3 protein-coding genes are annotated in these 3,450 nt (G+C 30.7%); all 3 read left to right on the forward strand.

The window, feature by feature from the left end:
* Positions 1–250 precede the first annotated feature (250 nt).
* Positions 251–979, forward strand: a complete 729-nt coding sequence (locus Q0C58_RS04690; protein WP_290698147.1) for a type III pantothenate kinase — start codon at positions 251–253, stop codon at positions 977–979.
* Positions 979–2,292 carry a hypothetical protein gene (locus Q0C58_RS04695; RefSeq protein ID WP_290698150.1) on the forward strand — a complete coding sequence of 438 codons (1,314 nt, stop codon included), beginning with the start codon at positions 979–981 and terminating at the stop codon, positions 2,290–2,292. Before Q0C58_RS04690 ends, Q0C58_RS04695 begins: the two co-directional genes overlap by 1 nt.
* Positions 2,293–2,311: 19 nt before the next feature.
* Positions 2,312–3,450 (forward strand): hypothetical protein (locus tag Q0C58_RS04700; protein ID WP_290698153.1); only part of this gene is annotated, 1,139 nt, incomplete at its 3' end.

Below are 3,450 nucleotides of genomic sequence, written 5' to 3' on the forward strand. Positions count from 1 at the left end.
ATCGAACCAGGGACACAAGGATTTTCAGTCCTTTGCTCTACCAACTGAGCTAAGGCACCAATTGCATAAAAATGCGAGTGCAAATATAGTTTCAATTTTGATACTTGCAAAAGAAAAATTGTAAAATTTCAATTCTTTTTAATATTATTTTTTTTAAATTCCAAAAAGTGTAATTCAGTCACCATAATATCAATAGATTAGAATAGAAAAACCAACTTCAATTTTGTAAGTTTGTTTTTCAATTTAATTTATGAATTTAATTATAGATATTGGTAATACGTATACTAAACTTGCGGTTTTTAAAAACAATAAGTTACTAGATAAGGTGCGTGTAGAAACTATAAAGTGCGAAATAGAAATAAAAAAGCTTCACAAAAGCCACAAGCATATTAAATCTGTTATTGTTTCTTTGGTAGGGAAACTTGATAATAAAATCTTTAATTTTCTTGAAGAAGAATTTAAACTTCATATTTTAACACACCACTCAAAACTACCTTTTAAAAATTTATACAGTACCCCAAAAACGTTAGGTATAGATCGTATTGCGTTGGTTTGTGCATCAGTAGCTCAATTTCCAGATAATAATGTGCTAATTATTGATGCTGGAACTTGTATTACATTCGACTTTGTAAACACTAAAAACCAGTATTTAGGTGGTGCTATTTCACCAGGAGTTAGAATGCGATATAAAGCTTTACATAATCAAACGGCAAATTTACCGTTGTTAGAGACAGAGGTTCCTGAAATTTTTATTGGAGACGCAACAGCAAATTCTATGCATTCTGGAGTTGTAAATGGTGTTTTGAACGAAATTGATGGTTGTATAGCACAGTATAAAGAAAAATATCAAGATTTAACAGTAATTTTAACAGGAGGAGATGCTAAAATGTTGTCTAAACAATTAAAAAGTAGCATATTTGCGAATTCAAATTTCCTTTTAGAAGGGTTGAATTTTATTTTAATATATAACGAACACTAATGATAAAAAAGCTCGTATTAGTTTTTATTGCATTGTTTGCAATTCAAAGTTACGCTCAAGAAACTACATCTTCTCCATATTCTTTTTATGGTATTGGAACTTTAAAATTTAAAGGTTCTGTAGAGAATGTAAGTATGGGTGGATTGAGTATTTATAAAGATAGTATTCATGTAAATTTTAGAAATCCTGCTACTTATGGAGGTGATAATTTAAAGTCTTTTAATAATGAAAGTCGTCCTGTTAAATTTGCAGTATCTGCAAGTAGTACCTTAACAAATTTAGAAACAAGTACTAGTGAAGATCGCGTGTCTTCTACAAGTTTCGATTATTTAGCATTGTCAATACCGCTTGGAAAACTTGGTTTTGGTTTTGGTTTGTTACCATACACAGCAGTTGGTTACAGGTTAGAGACCAATAATAACGAAGGGAATCTAGATTCTCGTTTTAATGGAGAAGGTGGTGTAAATAAAGCATTTCTTTCGTTTGGTTACCAACTTACAGAAGGTCTAAGTGTAGGAATAGATGCTAATTATAATTTTGGAAATATTCAAAATAACACGGTTCAGTTTAGATATAATGATGAGAATGAGCCTTTGGCAACGCAATCTCAAGAAACAAATAGATCAGACTTAAGTGGTGTAAGTTTTAATATCGGGCTGCATTACCAGCGCATGATTACAAATAAGTTAGAATTACAATCTTCATTTACTTATGCGCCTTCAAGCGATATTACGTCTAATAACGAGCGTTCTTTTTCTAATATTACTTTTAATGCTTCAGGAACAGAAGTTCCAATAAACACAATTGAAGCAGATTTAGCTGCAAGTGGATTAGATAAAACAGATTTAAATTTACCTTCTAGATTATCTTTTGGAGCAGGACTTGGGCAACCTAGAAAATGGTTTGTTGGAGTAGAAACGACAACACAAAATACAAGCGAATTTTCTAATATATTATTTGAAAACGTTGGAGCTACTTTTGAAGACGCCTCTACATATTCTTTTGGTGGATTTTATATTCCAAAATACAATTCGTTTTCAAGCTACTGGAAACGTGTAGTTTATAGAGGTGGAATACGCTTTGAAAACACCGGCTTAGTGGTAGAAAATCAATCTATAGACGAGTTTGGCATATCTTTTGGAGTAGGTTTACCAGTTGGAACAAATAGAAATCCATTCTCGAATACTAATATAGGTATTGAAATAGGACAAAGAGGCACAACAAATGCTAATTTAATCCAAGAGAACTTTTTTAAGTTTAATATAAGTTTATCGTTAAACGATAGATGGTTCCAAAAAAGAAAATTTGACTAATAAGACAAACACTAACATTATGAAAACTAACATTACATTATTAATAGCATTTTTACTCTTAGGACTCAATACAAGTTTTGCACAAACAAGTAATGAAGACTGTACAATAAACATGTCTTTGTTTGCAGAAACTGTTAAAGGAAAGAAATTTATGGAAGCACTTCCATATTATGAAAAAGCAATAAAAGACTGTCCAAAATTTAATCCTTCTGGTATTTATAAATACGGTGAAGATATGTTTAAAGGGTTGTTAAAAGCTGCTACAACAGATGCTGAAAAAGTAGAGCACATAAATAATTTAAGTACTTTGTGGGATTCAAGAATAGTAAATTATGCTAGTAAATCTCCAAAAGGAAAATTTGAATCAAAGAAAGCAGAATTAAGGTATGATAATAGAGTATTATTAGGTTTAAGCGATGAACAATTGTTTAATGAGTTTGATGCGATATACAAGTCTGATTTAGAAAATTTTAAAAGTCCAAAAGGTTTATACGTTTACTTTAAAATGATGGTAAGCCTTTACGATAAAGGACAAAAAACACCTCAAGAGTTATTTAATAAATATGATGATGTTGTAGATAAGATTGAAACTGAAGTTGGAAAAAACTCGGTTAAATTAAATGAATATATTGCTAAAGGCGATAACTTATCTAGCAAAGACGAGAAGTATAAAAAATTCTTCACACAAACATTAGCAGCTTTCGATAAGATTTCTGGAAGTCTAGAAACAGAATTAGGAGAAAGAGCAAACTGTTCAGTATTAATACCAATTTATCAAAGAGATTACGAAGCAAATAAAAACGATGGTGTTTGGTTACAAAGAGCAATGAATAAATTATATGCTAAAGGTTGTAAAACAGACCCAATGTTTGTAAAAGTTGTTAAGCAAAAGTACTCTTTAGCTCCAAATGCAGATACTGCACGTTACCTTTATGGTATAACAGGAGAGCAAAAGTATATGGACGAAATTTTTAGACTAGAAACAGATCCATTAAAATTAGCAAAGCTTAATTACAACTTAGCTTTAGAATTTAAAAGTAAAGGTAATTATGGTAAAGCAAGAACTTACTTCTACAAAGCTGTAGATTTAAATCCAGCAGATACTAAGCCTTACTTACAAGTTGCATCTATGTATGGAGCAAGTGTAAAAAGTTGTGG

It is taken from the genome of Lacinutrix sp. (assembly GCF_023299985.1).
Lineage (GTDB): Bacteria > Bacteroidota > Bacteroidia > Flavobacteriales > Flavobacteriaceae > Lacinutrix.